Raw genomic sequence first — 17,265 nt, forward strand, 5'->3', positions numbered from 1 at the left:
ATTATCTTTTGCTGTAAACAATTAATGATGCCTTTGCCAATAAGTTTTGATTGATGATAAACCCAACCAAAGCAGGTGATGCCGTTTTAGCGATACCCAAATTTGCCGTTTTTAATGCATAAACGGTAATAATATAAGCATGTGGGTTATCATTTTCGGGCGGACAAGGCCCTCCATAACCCGTAGTTCCAAAATCGGTTAAACTTTGAATAGCTCCATCGGGCATTAATTGTGTTGTGGCATTTCCTGCTCCCTGTTTCAACTCATATATATTAGCCGGGATATTAAATACCACCCAATGCCACCATCCGCTCCCTGTTGGCGCGTCAGGATCATACATGGTTATCGCGAAACTTTTTGTCCCTGCGGGAGCATTACTCCATGCCAGTTGTGGCGATTTATTGTCGCCATTACATCCAAACGTGTTGGCTATAAATTTGCCTGTAAATTGTCCGCTTAAATCCTGGCTGGTTAAAGTAAATGTTTGCGCCGAGGTACAGTAACTGATGCTTGTAACAAAGCATAATGTCATTATAAGTATCTTATTTTTCATAACACAAAAATCTGCCATGTAAATAAGTTACTATAGTGAATTCAGTTCAAACGTCGCTGTTTTTAGCTCAAAATAGAGGTTTGCGATTGGTAAGCCTTCGGTGTTTGCCCAAACTGTTTTTTAAATGCCGATGTAAAGTTTGATGCATTTTCATAGCCTAATTGGAGGTAGATGTCATTAAGCGCGCCGCCTTCTGTAAGCTCATGCCTTGCAATATCCAGTTTCCTTTCCCTGATATACTTTCCGGGAGAAATTCCATATTCCTTTTCAAAGTCACGCTTAAATGTGGCTAGACTACGATTAGCCAGAAACGCCAGCTCGTTTAATGACAGATTTTTCAAGATATTATTTTCGACGATCTGCCTTAATTGATGGTCGCCATCTGCCGCCAAGGGCCTAAAAATCTCAAAGAATTGTGCGGGAAAGCTTTCTGCCAATACCAAAAAAAGCTCTTCTAATTTATGTAACAATAAGGCTGGTGGTACCAATAACTGCTTATCAATTAAATGGATCAGCCCATTTAGGTATTCCGTAATGTATGGTGTTTGGTGAAACTTCAGGAACACGTCTTTTTCAGTAGGAGATGCCTTGTGTCTGTAATTATTTTGCTTAGCGTATTTAACTATAAATTTCTGTGCCAGTTCCGCCGGAAAAAAAATAACCAGGCTGCTGTATTGTTGCGCATTCAGTTTTCTTTCGGCTATAATAGCATGTCCATCAGGAATAAGTACAGCTTCGTGCTCACTTATCAATGTACATTCAGCGCCCCGATAAAGTTCCTTCTGCCCGCTTAATATAAAACTGATAGCACATTTATTAAACGAGATCAGGTTTCTGCCTACCGGCATATGCTCATTATAATAAACAATAGCAATATCATTTGATGTTAACTGCCGATGATTTGTTAAAATTTCCGGTACTTGTATACTTACCATGCTGCAATTTGCGCAATATTTTTTAATTATAGGCGAAGGTTGAAAGATCGAAGTGTTAACCGCTTAATACTATATTTGATGAACGAATTGAATAATGATAATCTATTTCCAGCTGCAATATAAACGACTGTTTAGAATATTAAAGGACTTTGGTATCAATCCCTATCTGGGGATGATATTAGGAGTTGTGGTATTCGTATTGCTCTCAAATACCTTATTTGATAAGATCGCTTATTTCGAATACGTATATGTAATTATAGCTTTAATAGCGATTTTACAATTAGGGAAAACGGAGAGAAATGATTTTCTTAAAAACATCTATACCGCAAATAACTATTTAAAATTAAGATTGCTTGAGAACCTGGCTGTTGCATTGCCGTTCGCCCTGTTTTTATTAAGCAAAAACTTTTATGCTTGTGCATTAAGTGTTGGTTTATTTAGTTTGCTCCTTTCTTTTTATAACAACAACGGGCAATCTAATTTTATAATTCCTTCACCTTTTTCCAAAAGGCCATTCGAGTTTACAATCGGGTTTCGAAAGTATTATTGGCTCTTTATAATTATTTATGCTGTTACTGCTATATCTATTGCAGTCGGTAACTTTAACCTGGGCATCTTTGCTTACTTGGGTATTTTGATAGTTTGCATGAGCTTTTACTCCGCCACTGAACCTGTATTTTATGTATGGGTGCATTCGCAGCAATCTACTGTTTTTCTGAAAAATAAGATCAAAACGGCTTTGCTTTATAGTTTTTTTATCAGTTTACCTATAGCTGGTTCGCTTATTTGTTACTTCCCTTTAAAAGCACTCATCATAATAGCAGTTGGCGCGTGTGGGGCTTTGTATATCATATTAGGTGTAGTTGCCAAATACACAAATTATCCAAATCAAATAACCTTGCTTCAAGTTTTCATGATGAGTATCGGCATGGTTTTTCCTCCAATTTTGTTGGTATTGATCCCACATTTCTTTCTAAAATCTACTAAAAAGTTAAATATCTACCTAAAATGATTGCAATACAGTCCCTTTCAAAATCTTATGGAAAGCATAAAGTTCTACTTGATATTAACTTAACATTTAAGAAAGGGGAAGTAAGCGGAGTTGTGGGTGAAAATGGTGCCGGGAAAACAACTCTTTTTAAATGCATTGCCGGGTTAGAGCCCTTTGATGGAAACATTGAGTATGGCGGAAATATTTTAAAAAATGTAACCGGGTATCTTCCTACAGAGCTATTCTTTTTTTCAAAAATGACAGGAGCTGAATATCTCCGGCTCGTATGCAATGCGCGGGATTTAAAGGAAACTAATATAACAGGCAGCAATATTTTTGATCTTCCCTTAAACGAGTATGCGGAAACCTATTCAACCGGAATGAAAAAGAAATTGGCGTTAACCGGTTTGTTAATTCAAAAAAATGAGGTTTTTATTTTGGATGAACCCTTTAACGGCGTGGATATTCACAGTAATATCATCATTCAGGAAATTATTTTGAAGCTAAAACAACTCGATAAAATAGTAATTATGTCTTCGCATATATTTTCAACATTGAACCAATCATGCGATCATCTCCATTACCTGAAAAACGGACACCTAAAAAGCAGTGTTGTTAAAGGTGAATTTGAGCAAATAGAAGAGGAAATGAGGGGCGACAATATAGGAAACAAGTTAGTCGACCTGCTGAATTTGGAATAGTTTATAACCAACAAAAAAGGGAGCAACGCTCCCTTTTTTAATAAGTCAAAAATGACTCAATGACCTAATGACTCAATGATTATAAAGCCAATACTTCTTTAACCCTATCAGCAGCATCTTTCAATAAGATAGCTGAGTATACTTTTAAGCCTGAGTTATCGATCAATGCTTTCGCTTCAACAGCGTTGGTGCCTTGTAAACGAACGATGATTGGTACAGGTATGTTACCGATCTCTTTATAAGCATCAATAACACCTTGCGCAACACGGTCGCAACGAACTATACCACCGAATATGTTGATCAGGATAGCTTTAACATGCGGATCTTTCAAAATAATGTTGAAAGCAGCCTTAACCGTTTCGGCATTAGCAGTTCCGCCAACATCTAAAAAGTTAGCAGGCTCGCCACCGGCAATTTTAATAATATCCATGGTTGCCATAGCTAAACCAGCACCGTTAACCATACAGCCAACGTTACCGTCAAGCTTTACATAGTTAAGGTTTGATTTGCTTGCTTCTACTTCCATAGGGTCTTCTTCCATGGTATCGCGTAAAGCGGCAAAATCAGGGTGACGGTATAAAGCGTTATCATCTAAGTTTACTTTAGCATCAACAGCTAAAATTTTATTGTCAGATGTTTTTAATACCGGGTTAATTTCAAATTGTGAAGAATCGGTAGCATCATACGCTTTGTATAAAGCGGTGATGAATTTCACCATATCCTTAAAAGCATCGCCTGATAGGCCTAAGTTAAAGGCGATTTTACGTGCCTGGAAACCTTGTAAACCAACTTTAGGGTCAATCTCTTCTTTATAGATCAACTCAGGAGTTGAGTGTGCAACCTCTTCAATATCCATACCGCCTTCGGTTGAATACATAATGATGTTACGGCCTTTAGCACGATCAAGCAATACGCTGATGTAAAACTCTTTAGTTTCGCTTTCGCCCGGATAGTAAACATCCTGTGCCACTAAAACTTTGCTAACTAATTTACCTTCGGGGCCGGTTTGCGGGGTAACTAATTGCATACCTAAAATATCGGTAGCACGTTGTTTAACCTCGTCTAAATTCTTTGCTAATTTAACACCGCCGCCTTTACCGCGACCGCCTGCATGAATTTGCGCCTTGATAACAACCCAGCTCGAGTTGTAATCTTCCTTCATTTTTTTTGCAGCCTCAACAGCCTGTTCAACGGTATCAGCAACAATACCTTCCTGAACTCTAACGCCAAAGCTTTTTAGTATGGCTTTACCCTGGTATTCGTGAATATTCATCTTTTGTGTAGAATTTGCGGTAAATCTACAATTTTGTTTGATATACTGATAAGCGACTTATAATTACTGATTGGTTATTTTAAAATTTTTACAAAAATTGGTGAATAGTGAGTGGTGATAATTATAATCATAAACTTAGATCAGTATGAATATTTTTAATTCGTTTGCTGAAGTATTTTTTTTATCCATGGCAATACCAACTCTTCTTTGAAATAATGCATGGGTGGATCTACGTTAACTAATTTAAAATATGTAGATGCGTCAATACCTGTTGGTAATTTCCGGAGCATCGACCTTGATTTCGGATCGTTGAATTTTGGATATTCATACACCTGAACGTTGTCCTCCTTCCCGACTATTTTATATGCTTTTTTTACCAGATCAAAATCTCTATCCATTCCCCCCTCAGTAAAAATAACAGGCCGTGGCGCAAATGCGCATACTAAATCAGGAAAATCAAAGTATCTCCAGAAGTTTGGAACTAAATGTCTAATTGTATTTGGTTCAGGTCTATGACCTGTGCTGTCTGGTTTGGTAAGTACAAGTGCCCGTTCTCTTGTTCTACATAAAAAATCATTATATACAAACGCATAAATCGATGGATCTAAGATTCCAAGTACCATTAAAGGCTCTGTACCAAGAGAAAAACCAGCTACGATAATTTTAGAACGATTAATATAGGGTTGTGTTTTCATCCAATTAAGCACCTGCATGTCCACAAAAGAAGTATAACCAAGGTAGCTCCAGCCTAACTCCAGCAATCCCCTTGATACCGAAACGTAATCGTAATTCGAACTTCCTGTAACCTTTTCAAGGTCGGATGCTTCGCCGGCAGCAGGATCGTCAACAGCAACGGCTATCAATCCCATTTTTACATAATGCAATGCCATTTCGTTCTTCTCGTGAAACTGAGTATGTTTAAACCCCGGGTTAATCTCGTCCTCTCCTGCCAGTGATTCTTTAGTCTCTCCTGATCCCGGAATGCATAAAACCGCCGGAACAGGATTGTTCTTATTTAAATTATCAGGAATTAAGACTAAGTAGGTAATTACACTTGAAGGCAATGGATATGCTTCCCATTTTTGCAGAGTATAACCGTCTCTTTTCTTTTCTTCTATCTTTTTGGGTAAAGGTTGACTATTATCCACCTGGGGAAATTGCATTATTTCTTTCATGGATTCCCGTACTTTCATTTGCCATTCACGAAGTTGTGAAGGTGAGAAATCTGGATTAAAGGCATATTTTGGAAGTGTGCTTTTCAATAAATTATATACTATCCCCCTCGAATTCAGAAAACGATTGTCCTGCCTATCTGTTTTTATTGTAGCCCATTCCTGTGGGTCTATTTTTTTTACTGGTGTTTGCTGAGCATACAAAGCAGGCTTAATCAGTATAAGAAATAATGTAATTGTTAACAAGACTCTCAATAAAGTAAATTTTGGGTTCATAATGTAAATATTGGTTTTAAATTATGTCATACATAATGCAATTTAAATAAAAAATATTAATTCAACTTATAGCCTGTTTAAAACAGGGGAATCGCCCTTGAAATTTGTTGCGTTTTTTTCTATTAGTCAGATGATGTTCTAAATATAAAAACCGGACCACATGACGTGATTGTTTTTTAAAAGTGATTTCCCTGACTTCTCACTATTCACCACTAAGTAATTAAAACAAATCACTATTTTTACCGCCATGCTCAAAGCGCAATCCATCCATAAATCCTACGGTCAACTGCATATTTTAAAAGGTGTAGACCTTGAGGTGGCAAAAGGCGAAATAGTAACCATTGTTGGCGCATCTGGTGCCGGTAAAAGTTCGCTGCTGAATATATTAGGTACTTTGGATAGGCCAGATTCCGGTCAGCTATATATTGATAACCAGGAACTAAGCAAGTTAAGCAATAAAAACCTGAGCAATTTCCGCAATCTGAAAATTGGTTTTATCTTCCAGTTTCATCATTTATTAAGCGAGTTTGACGCGCTGGAAAATGTTTGCATCCCGGCTTTTATAGCAGGATTATCACGCGGAGATGCAGAAAAGAAAGCCACAAGATTATTGCAGATGTTAGGCTTAGGCGATAGAATGAAACATAAACCGAACGAACTTTCGGGCGGCGAACAGCAAAGGGTAGCAGTAGCACGCGCTTTAGTGAATAATCCTGCATTAATTTTCGCCGATGAACCATCGGGTAACCTCGATTCAACCAATGCACGAGAATTGCATGAATTGTTTTTACAACTAAGGGCTGAGTTTAACCAAACCTTTGTGATAGTAACCCATAATGAAGACCTGGCGGCGCTATCGGACAGGAAAGTAACCATGAAAGACGGCTTAATTATACCATAGTGAGCATATTAATTACATCAGCCAATTCGGCCGCGGCCTATCAGCTTAAAAGTAAATTAAACGTTGATGAGGTGATTTTAGGCGATTACGAGGAATTACCAGCCCTGATGCTTAAATCAGGTAAAATGATACAATTGCCCAGTCCTAAATCAGCATCATACAGCCATCAAATGCTTACTTTGTGCCTGGATAAAGGAATAGAAACTATCTATCCGCTGCGCAAAGAAGAAGCAATACTTTTAAAAGAGGCCGAGCAATTATTTAAAGAATACGATATTTTTATAAATACAAACTTCTAATTGTCATTTTGAACGAGGAACGAGAGAGAAATCTTCTACGACTTGAGTAACTAACAAGCCAGACTTTCGGCGTTCGAGAAGCAATAATACCGCCATGAAATACACCGACATCGATCCACGTAAAACCGCTTTTATATTTGAGCTGGATAATGTGCTTTATCCCGAAAAGGACTACCTGTTCCAAGCCTATTATTTATTTGCCGGATACCTGGAATACCTTGATCTGATTGATGAGAAAGAAGCAGTTGACTTAATGGTGGATACCTTCAACCAAAAAGGTAAAGACGCTGTTTTTGCTGCTGTGCAGGAAAAATATAGTTTAAATGATAACTACCATATCCATTTCAATTTTTTAATGGCGACGGCCAAATTGCCCTTAAAACTGCTGCTTTATCAAAATATGCTGGAGCTGATGCAGGATATTATTGTGGACAGAAAAAAACTGTTCATCGTAACCAATGGCAATCCCGACCAACAACTAAATAAAATTAAGCAAACCGAATGGCATGGGTTAGAAAAATACCTGGTATGCTATTTCGCCGACGAAGTGATGGCAAAACCTGAACCCGACATAATACATAATATATTGCACGACCACAATTTACAACGCCGCGACATCGTTATGATAGGCAACAGCGATAATGATACGCTTTGCGCCGAGGCATGTGGCGTAGATTATATTAATGTTGAGCAATTTTTGTAAATTGCGTTAGCAAAATCGATTTTTGTACGAATACCCCGAGCCGATGAAGAAATTAATTTACTTAGCCGTTATTTTAACATCAGGTATTTTGTCGTCCTGCAAAAAGGATCATAAAAATGCATCAACCGCGCTCAACCTCGTACAGGATTCCATCTATTATTACGAAAAAGAAGATTATTTATGGTTTGATGCCATACCTGATTACAATACTTTTAACCCGCGGTCATATGGTGGCTCAAGTGATTTAGGAGCATTAACCAATGAACTAACCGCTATATCTCAATTAAAAATTAATCCAACAACCGGTAAACCTTATGAATACTCCCAAGAGTCACCCGGTACAGCAAAATATTCCTTTGTTGATAATGGCACAGAGACAGCGTCGCTAAACGGAACTGATGATGATTTTGGATTCGAGCCGATATACATAGCCACAAATGATTTGCGGGTTAAATACGTAAACCCCGGTTCACCTGCTGATTTGGCCGGTATAAAACGTGGTTACCAGATAACCAGTATCAATGACAATACCGACTTATCATATGATGGCACAACCGCCAATTTTGTAATAAACTCCGTTTACTACAGCACCAATATTAAAATGGTGTTAACCAAATACGATGGTACAACACTAACGGTTAGTTTAAACACTACTGCCTATACTGTAAACCCCGTATTAAATTACAAAGTGTTTGATCTGGGTAACGGACACAAGGTGGGTTATATGGCATTTGGCAGTTTCACGGCATTGGCAAATGCGCAACCGCAGTTAAATACCGTTTTTAATTATTTCATTGGTAACGGTGTTAATGATTTGGTGGTTGATATACGCTACAATGGCGGCGGCGAAGGCGCAACAGCCGAATATTTGGACGACCTTATAGTACCCTCATCAAAAAGCAGTACTTTGATGTATACCACTTATTTTAATTTGAACCTACAGAATAACGATTACCCTTTGTTGGCCAAAAAATACTCAATCACTCCGGGGCAGTTTAAACCGGCCAACAACCAAACCAATTTTGCTAAAGCATTAAGTTTAAGCCTCACCCGGGTGTTTTTTATTGTTACTGATGAAACAGCATCATCAAGCGAATTAACCATTAACAACCTACGCCCCGAAATGGATGTTGAACTGATAGGGGATACCACCTACGGAAAACCGGTTGGCGAAATACCAATACCTATCAGTAATTATATCTTGTACTCACCGCAATTATATGTAGAAAACTCAGCCAATCAAGGCGATTACTACACCGGGATGGCCCCCGGCACAGCAGCATACCCTGGCTTACTCGCCGCCGATGATGTAACAAAAGATTTCGGCGATTCCACCGAATTGCTATTGGCCCACGCCCTAAACTTCGTACAAAACGGAACTTACAGCATCACCAGCCCTAAAATTCAAAGCCTCGCTTCAAAGCAAAGCTTCTCCATATCTCAGGCAAAAGCCGTTAACCGAAATCTTGAAGTTCACAAACTTAGAGGAATGGTTTTGGCTGATAGGATAAAGAATCTTAGGAAATAGATTTCATTACTAATCCGCTCCGCCGGTTCAAGTGTCTACACTTGAACCAAATTTTAATGAGCGTCCACGCTCATTATCAAAGAGGAGAAGTATTAATCCGCCAACTGCCTCAAATCCACTGGCACCACCCGCGATATGCCCTGTTCAACCATAGTTACCCCGTAAATAATATCGGTACTGGCAATCGTCCGTTTATTATGCGACACTACGATAAACTGCGATTCCTTAGAAAACTCCCTGATGATATTATTAAACTTATCAATATTGGTATCATCCAGCGGCGCGTCAACCTCATCAAAAATACAGAAGGGTGCCGGCTTCAACAGGTAAAGCGAAAACAGGATAGCCGTTGCTGTTAACGTTTTCTCACCACCTGACAATTGGTTGATCGATAATGGTCGTTTTCCTTTAGGCCGCGCGATAATATCAATATCCGATTCCAGCGGACGATCAGGATCAGTCAGGATCAAATCACAGGAATCCTCCTCATTAAATAATGACCTGAATACCTTAATAAAGTTCTCCCGCACCATTATAAACGCCGACATGAATTTCTCCTTAGCGGTATCGTCAATCTCCTGTATGGTTGCCAGTAGAGATGCTTTGGCTTCCGCCAGATCTTTCTTTTGTGCCTGAATAAACTGGTAGCGCCCATTCATTTCGTTATAAGCCTCCACCGCCATTGGGTTTATCGCCCCAAAATCATCCATTTGCTTCTTCAGCTTTTCGGTTTTCTCGCGCAGTTCCTCTTCACTTTCATCAACCGGCACTTCGGTATCTATTAACTCCTGTATATCTATATTAAATTCAACCGAAAGACGCTCTTTCAAAGCATTCAATTCCAGTTTAAGGTTATTGCGTTCATCACGCAATTCGTTCTCAATAAATACGGCGTTATCTTTTTTACGTCGCAGGTTGGTTACTTCCGCCTCAGACTCGGTTATCTTTCCCCGCCATTCATAGTATTCTTGTTCGGCTTGCTGAGTAGCTTTCTCAAGCGCTTCTTTCTGGGCATACATTTCCAGCAGGTCATCATCGGAGTTATCAGCCAGTTGCAGGTTTTCCTGTATAGCCGCTTTAACTTTTTCCAGTTCGATGCTGTTTATTTTGATGCGGCCCTCTAATTGTTCTTTCTGTGTTTCACGATAGTCAAGATCCTTAAATAACCCCGAAACTTTATTCTGCTGCTGGTGAAAACGGATATTCTCTTGGTTAAAGGCATTGGATTGTACCGAAACAAACTCATTCAGCTCATTAAAAATACCCTGCTTACTGATGAGCAAGTCGTTCTGTATCTGCTTTTGCGTTTTCAACTCGGCCAATTCCGGTTTCAGCGCCGCGGTTTCCTCAATAATCCCGCTGATCTTTTTGGCAATATCGTCCTTACGGTTAAGGCTGTTGGTAATAAACGTTTGATACTGTTCCTGCCGTGTTTTAACGGTGATGAGTTCCGTATTCAAACGGTTAACCTCCAGCTGCTTTTGCTTAAGCTCTTCGGTTTTGTTTGATGCCTTTAAAGCGGCTTGTTTGTTTTGTAGCTCCTGTAACTGGTCCTTAAAGTAATTAACCCGGGTATCAAATTGCTTGATCTCCTTAGCCAAATTCTCTAAATTCTTAGCCCGACCAATCCGCTTACCCTCAAACAAACCCACCGAACCACCCGCCATAGTATGCTTCGATTTATTGAACTTACCGCTTTTGCCAATGATTACGATACCCTCGGGCAATTCAGCATTATTTAAAACCTGGTCGTTTTGATCATCAATCAAATAAACATCCTTCAGCAAATAATTGCACAGGCTTTGATAGTAAATATCAACCTCAACAACATGCAATGCGGAGATACCCCCCTCTAAACCTCCCCCGGCAGGGGAAACTTTATTTTCTAAAGCCCTCCCTTCCGGGGAGGGTTTGGGTGGGGCCGTTTTATAACTATCCAGTACAAAAAATTGCGCCCGTCCTTTAGCCGAATTGCTCAATAACTTTATCGCGCTGATCGCCTCGTCGTAATTATTCACCACGTAATGGTTCATCAGCGGCTCCAGGTAGTTTTCAATAGCTACGCGGTATTCCTCCTTACAAAACAAAATATCGCTGAACAGCGGGATATTCTTAGCCCAATCCGCGTTCTTCTTCAAAAAGCGGATTGATTCCGGGAACCCCTCCAAATTATCAACCATACTCTTGGTAAGGTTGTATTCATTTTGCTTGGCATCCAGTTTACGGGTATCCGCGGTTATACTTTCCTTTACCGTATTCAGTTCAGTATCAATCTCAATTAGCTGCTCCTGTAGCTTTTTCTCAAAATCCATTAGCGTTTGATGCTCACTGTTCAGCGTTTCGGTACGTTCCTGCAATTCAGCAACCACTTCGTTAAAATGGGAGAGTTCCACCTCTTTATTGGTGGCATCCTCCATATTACGCTGACTTTCCTGCTCTAAAGCCTGCTGTTGTATCTGTAATATTTCCAGATCTTTTTCAGCCTTATAAACCTGGTTTTGTAACTTAGTATTGTTATTGGTCGGCTCATTCAACTCATTGCGTGCCGATCCTTGCTGTCCCCTCAACTCATCCACCGTCTCCTTCAAATCCGCCAGTTGCGATTGGATAGTTTGCAGCGTTTCATCTTCCTGAAATTTTTCCTCAGATAAACGTTTGATGTTATACAGCACATGGTTCAACTGGTTGCGGTCGCGTTCCAATTCCTCGCTTACCCGTGCTTCCTTATCCTGCTGAAACTTCAGTTGCTCATTTTTTATCTTTTTTTCGCTCTCGTAGGTCCTGATTTTAGATACATACTCGTTAGTAGCTTTTTGTTGGATAGACAGGTTTTTCTCCTTATTTAAACTATCCAGTTTATGCTGTTGTAACGATGCCTCCAACGTATCGATCTGTGCAGAGATACCCGATTTCTCAACCTGCTGCACCTGTTCTTTCTCCTCGATCTTAGCCAACGACTCGCTAAAGTGAGCAATCCTGAATGAAGCCAGTATTATACTTAACGATTTGTACTGATCTCTTATCCGGTAATAACGTTCCGTTTTCTTTGCCTGATTTTCCAGTGTTTTAAGGTTCTTTTCTATCTCGAAAAGTAAATCTTCCACACGTTCAAGGTCGGCTTCAGTATCTTTTAATTTATTGAAAGTCTGTTTTTTACGGAGTTTGTATTTGGAGATGCCCGATGCTTCCTCAAACAAATTCCTGCGCGAGCCTTCTTTATTGGTGATGATCTCGTCAACCATCCTCAGCTCAATAATAGCATATGAATCCGACCCGATACCCGTATCTAAAAACAGATCGGTAATGTCTTTTAGTCGACATTGAACATCATTTAACCTGTACTCACTATCGCCGCTGCGGTATAGTTTACGGGTGATGGTAACCTGCGAAAACTCAACAGGAAGTATATTCTTAGTATTATCAAAAGTCAGAGAAACCTCGGCCAGATTTGCAGGCTTACGGCTTTTTGATCCGTTGAAAATGATATTATCCATTTTCTCAGACCGCAGCATGCGGGTGCTTTGCTCACCCAATACCCAGCGTATGGAGTCGACTACATTTGATTTACCGCAGCCATTAGGCCCCACAATAGCCGTAACACCCTCATTAAAATTAATGGTGATCTTATCGCCAAAGCTTTTAAACCCCTTGATTTCTAAACTGGTAAGCTGCATTTAAATTAATATAGGACCCAAAAAATCCGGCTTTCAAATTAGCTATAAATATTTGTTTTTTGAAAATAATTGTTGTTAAGACCAGAAGCCCAAAAAAGCCCGGCCCCCGTGCGATTTCCCCTCTTGAGAGGGGCGGAGGGGTGTGTTAGCAGATAGATTATAATCATTGCTGCCGCAAGCGTGACCGCGTATCAAAACAGAGGAGGCTTTGTGTATTCGTAGACACAGTCTACGAACAGCAACCTTAATTTCAATAATTCATTCCAGCCTATGGTCGGTTATTTCTAAATATAAAAATGATTTTATGCTGATGAAACATTTATTACCTATCGATACTTTTATCAAAACACTTACAACAACATTTTTATGAAAATAGCAGTATTTGGAGCCGGAGGCCGCATCGGCAGCCGCATAGTCGACGAAGCACTTCGCCGTGGCCATGATGTTACCGCCGCGGTTCGTCACCCGGAAAGGTATATAAAAGTACACGAACACCTAAAAGTAGCTAAAGCCGACCTGTTCAACTCGCAGGATGTGGAAACAGCTGCTTTTAACCAGGATGCGGTTGTGGTATCGTACAGTCCCACAAATGGCGCACCTGCCTCAACACTTACCGAGGTTGTTGTACCGATCATTAACGGCTTAAAACAAGCGCATACCAAGCGTTTGATTATTGTAGGCGGTGCAGGCAGCCTCGAAGTTGCACCCGGCGTGCAATTGGTTGATACACCTGATTTTCCAGAAGCTTATAAAGCGGTTGCACTGGCGCATCGCGAAGCCCTAAAGGCCTACCAAAAAACAACCGACCTCGACTGGACTTTCGCCAGCCCATCCGCGGAAATAACGCCCGGCGAACGTACCGGAAAATTCCGCACAGCAAAAAATCAATTGCTAACAGATGCGAATGGTAAAAGCTATATTTCCATGGAAGATTATGCCGTAGGGATAATTGATGAGATCGAAAACCCAATGCATATTAGGGAAGTGTTTACGATAGGATATTAATTAGCCCCACCCAACCCTCCCCGGAAGGGAGGGCTTAAAGAATTGTCTAAAAGTCTCCCCTCCCGGGGGAGATTTAGAGGGGGCTGATGCTTATCTCCCCCCTCAAATAAGTAACCGCTTTACCGCTCATTAAAACCCTGTTGCCTTTTAGCTCGCACCAAAGTTCGCCTTTGCGTGCTGAAATCTGGTAGGCATGCAATTTATCCTTCCCTAATTTCTTAGCCCAGTAAGGTATCAGGTTACAATGTGCCGATCCCGTAACCGGATCTTCAGGAACACCTGCACCAGGTGCGAAAAATCTCGAAACAAAATCAACATCTTTACCCCGAGCAGTAACAATTACACCAACGGTATCCATTTTTGATAAAGCGAAAAAATCCGGCGAAATATCTTTAATGTCATTTTCAGATTCATAAACAACAAAATAATCCCGCGATCTTAAAATTTCTACAGGCTGTTTATCGCTCAATGCATCTAATAAGCCTACGGGTGTCTCAATAGGTATCGGTGGCCTCGATGGGAAATCCATGGTGTATTTATCACCATCTTTTTTAACGTGTAACGTACCCGCTTTTACGGTTTCAAAATGAATTTCATCCTCGCTATAGGCCAATTCTGTAAATAATATATGTGCCGTTGCAAGCGTGGCATGGCCGCAAAGGTCTATTTCATATTCAGGGGTAAACCACCTTAATTTATAACCGCCTTCTGTCTTTACAAAAAAAGCGGTTTCGGCAAGGTTGTTTTCAATGGCGATATTTTGCATTACCTCATCAGGCAGCCATTCCGTTAGCGGACAAACAGCGGCCGGGTTGCCGCCAAAAAGTTTGCTGGTAAATGCATCAGCCTGAAATATTGGGATCGTCATGGTTTATATGATTTGATAGGCTAATATAGTGGAATAGAGCCAAGAATCAAGAGCTAAGAATCAAGATTTGAAGAAAAATTTAACTAAAAATAAAAAAGAGCCAAGACAAATCAATGTCTTGGCTCTTGATTCTTAACTCTTAAATCTATTATTTGCCGTTATAAACATTATTGCTCAAATCCGAATCAGGTAATTCATGATTTGGATCAAGCACCATATTGGTGATCGTTGAGGTTGATGGATATTTAAATTTCCATACGCCACCACGCTGCCAAATATTTACCGGCATGTGTAATGTTTCAACAGTACCGTTAGCTTGTGTTATTTTTAGTTCAACAGGCATAACCAATTTATCTTTATTTACTAAAGTGATGATAGCGCCATTGGCAGGATCATTATCAACGTAAGTTACTGATTGTATAGCCTGGTCAAGTTTCCAGGTAGTGAAGAACCATGGTTTAAAGAACCAGTTCAGGTCTTCGCCCGCAGCATCATTCATTGCCCTGAAAAAGTCATAAGGTAATGGGTGTTTAAACGCCCAGTGTTTAATATACTCGCGGAAAGCATAATCAAATCTTTCAGGTCCTAATACATCGTTACGCAGCATAACCAATCCTAATGCGGTTTTAACATAATATTGGCCGTAATCATTAAGGCCGATAGCTTCTGGTGGAGTCATTAACGGATCGGTACTGCGACGGTACATGCGTAGTGTTTTCTGTGCTATTTTAGCAGTATCCTTGTACTCACCATTATTAAAATGATCTGTCGCGTAGATGTTAATGAAGGTGTTAAAGCCTTCGTCCATCCACATGTATTTACGCTCATTGGTACCAACAATCATCGGGAACCAGTTATGGCCTATCTCATGGGTAATATCACCCCAAAGTTGTTTGTTTTTCAAATTGCTTAAGCAAAAGATAATACCCGGATATTCCATACCCAAAGCAACACCCGAAACGCTTGTGGCGGAGTTCCATGGATATTCAAAATAAGCATTTGAGTAAATCTCCATACTGTTTTTTAAATATTCAGTAGAACGGCTCCATGAATCATTTCCAGAGCTCTCAATCGGGTAAGCCGACATGGCAATCCCTTTACGTCCTGAAGGGAAATTAACTTTAGCAGCGTCCCAAATAAACGCGGTTGAAGCAGCCCATGATATATCACGGCTATTTTCCATTTTAAAGTGCCAGGTTAAGTTGCCTTTTTGTGGATGTGTTGCAGGTTGGTCAACCTCTTCAGGTTTAATCAGCATTACCGTTTTGTCGCTGTTGCGAGCTTCGGCTAATCTGCTTTGTTGTGTAGCGGTTAGTACTTGCGCCCCATTTTGTAAATCACCTGATCCAACAACCGTCATGTTTGCTGGAGCGGTAATGTAGTAATCAAAATCGCCATAATCACAATAGAACTCACCTAAACCCATGTAAGGCAAGGTGTTCCATCCTTCAACGTCGTCATAAACACACATGCGTGGGTACCATTGGGCAATTTCGTAAACCCAACCTTGTTTAAATTGCTTACGGCCCATACGATCGGCACCATAATAAGGGATTGAGAAGTTATAGTTTACTTTAACGCTGATCTTATCGCCTTTAGCACCAAGCGGTGTATTTAAACGCACTTGCATACGTGCATCAGTAATTACCGGGGTAACTTTATAAGTTTGACCTTTATAAGTAACCGTTACCGATTCTATATGATAACCCCCGCGACTAAAGCCACGCACATCAAAACGGTCGCCACTCATTGGAGTAACCGCTGCGCCACGTGAGTCTGGTTTAAATAAGTTCTGATCAAGCTGGAACCATAAATAGTCCAGTTTGTCGGGGCTATTGTTGATATAATCAACGGTTACATCACCGGTAATGGTGGTATCCTGTTTGCCTTCATCTAAAGTAGCGTGAATTAAGTAGTTAGCGCGATTTTGCCAATAGTTTTGGCCGGGCTGTCCGCTTGCCGATCGGGTATCACCAGTTGTAGTTGGCCAAACAATCGGACCAAACACATCGTTGTGGTCATATTTAATGGAATCGGGAGTAGTTTGTGCTGATGCGCTTGCGGCCATTAAGAATAAGGCACACGCACCAAACAAGTGTTTGAGTTTAGTTTGCATATGGTCAATTAAAGCCGCAAATTAACTAAAATAATTTTTTAATAAAGCGTTTGTTTAAAGGATGATACAAAATGGTAGTAGTATTGAGATATTTAACCACATTGCGCTCGTTTGCAACGAGTGCTTATAATGGGTTTGCGATTGCATCGCCACAAAAAATGTTAAGTATTCTCTATAAAACGAGCGTTATTTAATCATCAATCCCAAAACTTTTACTATTTACAATTGCTTTTATTTAAACGGCTTAAATATTGCATTTTAGCTGCCAAT

General features: G+C 40.1%; 14 protein-coding genes. 7 read left to right on the top strand and 7 right to left on the bottom strand.

Annotation, left to right across the window (positions count from 1 at the left end):
* Window position 1: 1 nt before the first annotated feature.
* Together GSQ74_RS15405 and GSQ74_RS15410 are read right to left on the bottom strand one after the other, a co-directional pair.
* Complete coding sequence (locus tag GSQ74_RS15405; protein ID WP_216846756.1) at window positions 2–532, bottom strand: YbhB/YbcL family Raf kinase inhibitor-like protein; 531 nt, start codon at window positions 530–532, stop codon at window positions 2–4.
* Between the two features lie 83 nt (window positions 533–615).
* Window positions 616–1,488 carry an AraC family transcriptional regulator gene (locus tag GSQ74_RS15410; protein WP_158994817.1) on the bottom strand — a complete coding sequence of 291 codons (873 nt, stop codon included), beginning with the start codon at window positions 1,486–1,488 and terminating at the stop codon, window positions 616–618.
* 94 nt (window positions 1,489–1,582) lie between these two features.
* On the opposite strand from GSQ74_RS15410, the gene GSQ74_RS15415 reads away from it, so the two are divergent.
* The gene (locus tag GSQ74_RS15415) at window positions 1,583–2,500 is read left to right on the top strand and encodes an ABC transporter permease (protein ID WP_158994819.1); all 918 of its coding nucleotides are present in this window, start codon (window positions 1,583–1,585) and stop codon (window positions 2,498–2,500) included.
* Entirely contained in the window at window positions 2,497–3,180 is a 684-nt protein-coding gene (locus tag GSQ74_RS15420; RefSeq protein ID WP_158994822.1) for an ATP-binding cassette domain-containing protein, read from the top strand. The genes GSQ74_RS15415 and GSQ74_RS15420 overlap by 4 nt, the downstream gene beginning before the upstream one ends.
* Window positions 3,181–3,259: 79 nt before the next feature.
* On the opposite strand, the gene sucC is transcribed toward GSQ74_RS15420, so the two are convergent.
* Together sucC and GSQ74_RS15430 are read right to left on the bottom strand one after the other, a co-directional pair.
* Window positions 3,260–4,495 carry an ADP-forming succinate--CoA ligase subunit beta gene (gene sucC, locus GSQ74_RS15425; RefSeq protein ID WP_371724522.1) on the bottom strand — a complete coding sequence of 412 codons (1,236 nt, stop codon included), beginning with the start codon at window positions 4,493–4,495 and terminating at the stop codon, window positions 3,260–3,262.
* A 113-nt stretch (window positions 4,496–4,608) separates the two neighbouring features.
* Window positions 4,609–5,901, bottom strand: coding sequence for an alpha/beta hydrolase family protein (locus tag GSQ74_RS15430; RefSeq protein ID WP_158994826.1), 1,293 nt, complete (start codon window positions 5,899–5,901; stop codon window positions 4,609–4,611).
* A gap of 247 nt (window positions 5,902–6,148) precedes the next feature.
* On the opposite strand from GSQ74_RS15430, the gene GSQ74_RS15435 reads away from it, so the two are divergent.
* The 4 genes from GSQ74_RS15435 to GSQ74_RS15450 all read left to right on the top strand — a co-directional run bounded on the left by GSQ74_RS15435 (window position 6,149) and on the right by GSQ74_RS15450 (window position 9,332).
* Window positions 6,149–6,802 (top strand): ABC transporter ATP-binding protein, encoded by a 654-nt coding sequence (locus GSQ74_RS15435; RefSeq protein ID WP_158994828.1) that lies wholly within the window; start codon window positions 6,149–6,151, stop codon window positions 6,800–6,802.
* Window positions 6,802–7,101, top strand: coding sequence for a hypothetical protein (locus GSQ74_RS15440; RefSeq protein WP_158994830.1), 300 nt, complete (start codon window positions 6,802–6,804; stop codon window positions 7,099–7,101). The genes GSQ74_RS15435 and GSQ74_RS15440 overlap by 1 nt, the downstream gene beginning before the upstream one ends.
* 94 nt (window positions 7,102–7,195) lie before the next feature.
* Window positions 7,196–7,804, top strand: a complete 609-nt coding sequence (locus GSQ74_RS15445) for an HAD family hydrolase (RefSeq protein ID WP_158994832.1) — start codon at window positions 7,196–7,198, stop codon at window positions 7,802–7,804.
* Window positions 7,805–7,847: 43 nt separating this feature from the next.
* Entirely contained in the window at window positions 7,848–9,332 is a 1,485-nt protein-coding gene (locus GSQ74_RS15450) for a S41 family peptidase (RefSeq protein ID WP_158994834.1), read from the top strand.
* A 92-nt stretch (window positions 9,333–9,424) separates the two neighbouring features.
* Here the strand turns inward: GSQ74_RS15450 and smc are convergent, their stop codons facing one another.
* On the bottom strand, window positions 9,425–13,006 hold the full coding sequence (smc, locus tag GSQ74_RS15455; protein WP_158994836.1) for a chromosome segregation protein SMC: 3,582 nt from the start codon (window positions 13,004–13,006) through the stop codon (window positions 9,425–9,427).
* Between the two features lie 366 nt (window positions 13,007–13,372).
* Here smc and GSQ74_RS15460 point away from each other — a divergent pair, with 366 nt between their 5' ends.
* Window positions 13,373–14,011: an NAD(P)-dependent oxidoreductase gene (locus tag GSQ74_RS15460; protein ID WP_158994838.1), complete on the top strand. Its 639-nt coding sequence runs from the start codon at window positions 13,373–13,375 to the stop codon at window positions 14,009–14,011.
* 73 nt (window positions 14,012–14,084) lie between these two features.
* Here the strand turns inward: GSQ74_RS15460 and GSQ74_RS15465 are convergent, their stop codons facing one another.
* On the bottom strand, window positions 14,085–14,879 hold the full coding sequence (locus GSQ74_RS15465; RefSeq protein WP_158994840.1) for a PhzF family phenazine biosynthesis protein: 795 nt from the start codon (window positions 14,877–14,879) through the stop codon (window positions 14,085–14,087).
* Between the two features lie 148 nt (window positions 14,880–15,027).
* Window positions 15,028–16,995 carry a M1 family metallopeptidase gene (locus tag GSQ74_RS15470; RefSeq protein WP_158994842.1) on the bottom strand — a complete coding sequence of 656 codons (1,968 nt, stop codon included), beginning with the start codon at window positions 16,993–16,995 and terminating at the stop codon, window positions 15,028–15,030.
* Window positions 16,996–17,265 lie beyond the last annotated feature (270 nt).

The organism is Mucilaginibacter sp. L196 (assembly GCF_009765905.1).
Lineage (GTDB): Bacteria > Bacteroidota > Bacteroidia > Sphingobacteriales > Sphingobacteriaceae > Mucilaginibacter.